Genomic DNA, 2,314 nt, shown 5'->3' with positions numbered 1-2,314 from the left:
GGAGCAAATACGCAATAAAAACACTAAAACTAAATAGTAAATTTAAGATGTAAACTCGCTATTAGGCCTAATTTTAGGCAATCACATCAAGTGTGCTACGCTTTTTAAATAAATTCATTCCATTCATCCTAGCTTCATTTAAGTCTTTTATAATGCGCTCATCCAAACAAAGAGTTGGAAATAAAAATCAAAGGACAAACAATGAACAAAGTATTAAGTATGGCTGTTTTAGCAGCGATTTTAGGTGCCACAGGCTTACAAGCGGCTGTCACATTTAACGACGCTTTAAACATAGCTGAGAAAAACTTCCCAGGTTCAAGCGTCAAGGATATTTCGGTAGACGTTAAAAAAGGAACAACTTTTTATGAAATAGAGTCTTTTAAAGATAATCAAAAACAAGAGATAAAAATCGACGCAAACAGCGGTCAGATCGTAAAACACGAGGTTAAAAACGAAAAATTTATATTGCCAAACGAGGCGATAGATTTCTCAAAGTTCGCTCTTAGCATCGACGAGGCCGCAAATAAAGCGCTCGCCCTTGAGGCTGGCTGGAACCTTGACGAGGCGGATCTTGATAATAAAAACGGCACTTGGATCTACAAGGTCGAGCTTAAAAAGGCATGAGCGAGAAAAAGGTGATAATAAACGCTCAAACAGGCGAAATCATCGGCAACTACACGAAGTGATCTTGTGCGCCCAGAGAAATTTGGGCGCTAAATTTAACTAAGGAAAAAAGATGAACGAGAATGTAAATAAAAACTTAGACGAAAATTTAGATGTTGAGATGGCTACTGCAAGCAAAAACGAAAACCAAATTTTAGATGAAAACGCTAGCCAGACTCTAGATAAAATAGAGCAAAGAAGAGAAAATTTAGAAGAAAATATTAAAAAAACAAGCTGTGGCGCTAACTGGGCTCTTAATTTAGCCAAAAAGACATTAGAAATTTCACTCCAAAGCGCCGGTGGCGTGCTAGCTTGTGCCGGTAAGGCTGGAGAGTGGCTGGGAAATTTGGCGAACGAGCTAAAAGATGAGGCCAAAAAGGCGGAGCTTTCAAGGGTAAATGAAGAGCAGGCTAAATTTGACGGCGCGCAGATCATCTCAAGTGATCTAGTCAAAGATATCGTCGCTAAACGCCTAAAAACAGAGGCTGGCAATGTTGAATTTGGTCAAATTTATCTAGGCAAGATGGAGGCGTTTAACAAAGCTAGCAGGGAGTATTTTTACGAGGCGAAGGCTAAATTTAACGACTTTTTATATTGTTTTAAAATAGCAGCCGGCAACGGAGAGATACTTAGCCTAAAAATAAAGAGTTAAATTTGATAAAATAGCGAGCAAAACCAAAAAGAGGCAAAGATGAAAATTTTAGTCGTTGAAGACGAGATAGACCTAAATAACGTCATCACAAAGCACCTTAAGAAAAACGGATATAGCGTCGATAGCGCGTTTAACGGCGAGGAGGCGATGGACTTTACCGCCGTGGCGCACTACGATCTTATCGTGCTTGATATCATGATGCCGGTGATGGACGGCCTTACATTTTTGCAAAAGTCTCGCACCAGAAAGCTAGCCACACCCGTGCTCATGCTCACCGCAAAGGACGAGATAGATGACATCGTAAAGGGGCTTGACACGGGCGCTGATGACTATTTAGTAAAACCATTTGATTTTAAAGAGCTGTTAGCTAGAGTTCGCACGCTAATCCGCCGAAACAGCGGCAGCGCAAGTAGTGAAATTTGCGCAGGCGAGCTAAAGATCGACCTTTCTAAAAAGTCAGTCGAATTTGGCGGGCAAAATATCGAGCTAACAGGCAAAGAGTATGAAATTTTAGAGTTTTTGATGCTCAATAAGGGTAGAATTTTGACCCGCGACCAGATCAAAGAACACGTCTGGGACTTCGACTACATGGGCAGCTCAAACATCATCGACGTACTAGTAAAAAATATAAGAAAAAAATTTGGTGAGTGCGAAGTGATCCAGACTAAAAGAGGACTTGGCTATGTTATTAAGGATTAAGCGCACTCTTGCAAATATCCCCATCACAGCGCGCGTGACGCTTTGGTACTCATTTTTTATCATGGCTATCGTGGCAGCACTCATAGCTATCTCAGCGGTTGTGGCGGATGAAATTTTTGAGGACGTGAGCCAAAAAAAGCTAGCCAAATCAGTCACCAAAATCGCCAATAATACGGAAGAATTTGAACCCTATGATGATGGGATATTTTTTATAAAATATAGCGAAAACGGCGAATTGCTGGGTGGTTTAGTGCCTAAAAATTTTGATGGCACGCTTGAGATGGATAGCGGCGAGGGGAG

At 41.0% G+C, this 2,314-nt stretch carries 3 protein-coding genes and 1 pseudogene; all 4 read left to right on the top strand.

What is annotated here, in order from left to right; genetic code table 11:
* The first annotated feature begins 201 nt into the window (after window positions 1-201).
* Window positions 202-624 carry a PepSY domain-containing protein gene (locus tag Q0546_RS07270; protein ID WP_298791765.1) on the top strand — a complete coding sequence of 141 codons (423 nt, stop codon included), beginning with the start codon at window positions 202-204 and terminating at the stop codon, window positions 622-624.
* Between the two features lie 112 nt (window positions 625-736).
* A complete protein-coding gene (locus tag Q0546_RS07265) occupies window positions 737-1,315 on the top strand; it encodes a hypothetical protein (RefSeq protein WP_298791763.1) in 579 nt (192 codons plus the stop codon).
* A 39-nt stretch (window positions 1,316-1,354) separates the two neighbouring features.
* On the top strand, window positions 1,355-2,014 hold the full coding sequence (locus Q0546_RS07260; protein WP_298791761.1) for a response regulator transcription factor: 660 nt from the start codon (window positions 1,355-1,357) through the stop codon (window positions 2,012-2,014).
* Window positions 1,998-2,314 (top strand): annotated as a pseudogene (locus Q0546_RS07255) (sensor histidine kinase); the annotation flags it as partial. The gene Q0546_RS07260 and the pseudogene Q0546_RS07255, both read left to right, overlap by 17 nt.

The organism is uncultured Campylobacter sp. (assembly GCF_937997465.1).
Taxonomy (GTDB): Bacteria; Campylobacterota; Campylobacteria; order Campylobacterales; family Campylobacteraceae; genus Campylobacter_A.
This window is presented reverse-complemented; position numbering and strand designations above follow the sequence as displayed.

Bases quoted from the DNA above. Each gene is read 5' to 3' on its own strand.
- Q0546_RS07270 (WP_298791765.1), top strand. From the start codon at position 202: ATGAACAAAGTATTAAGTATGGCTGTTTTAGCAGCGATTTTAGGTGCC.
- Q0546_RS07260 (WP_298791761.1), top strand. From the start codon at position 1,355: ATGAAAATTTTAGTCGTTGAAGACGAGATAGACCTAAATAACGTCATC.
- Q0546_RS07265 (WP_298791763.1), top strand. From the start codon at position 737: ATGAACGAGAATGTAAATAAAAACTTAGACGAAAATTTAGATGTTGAG.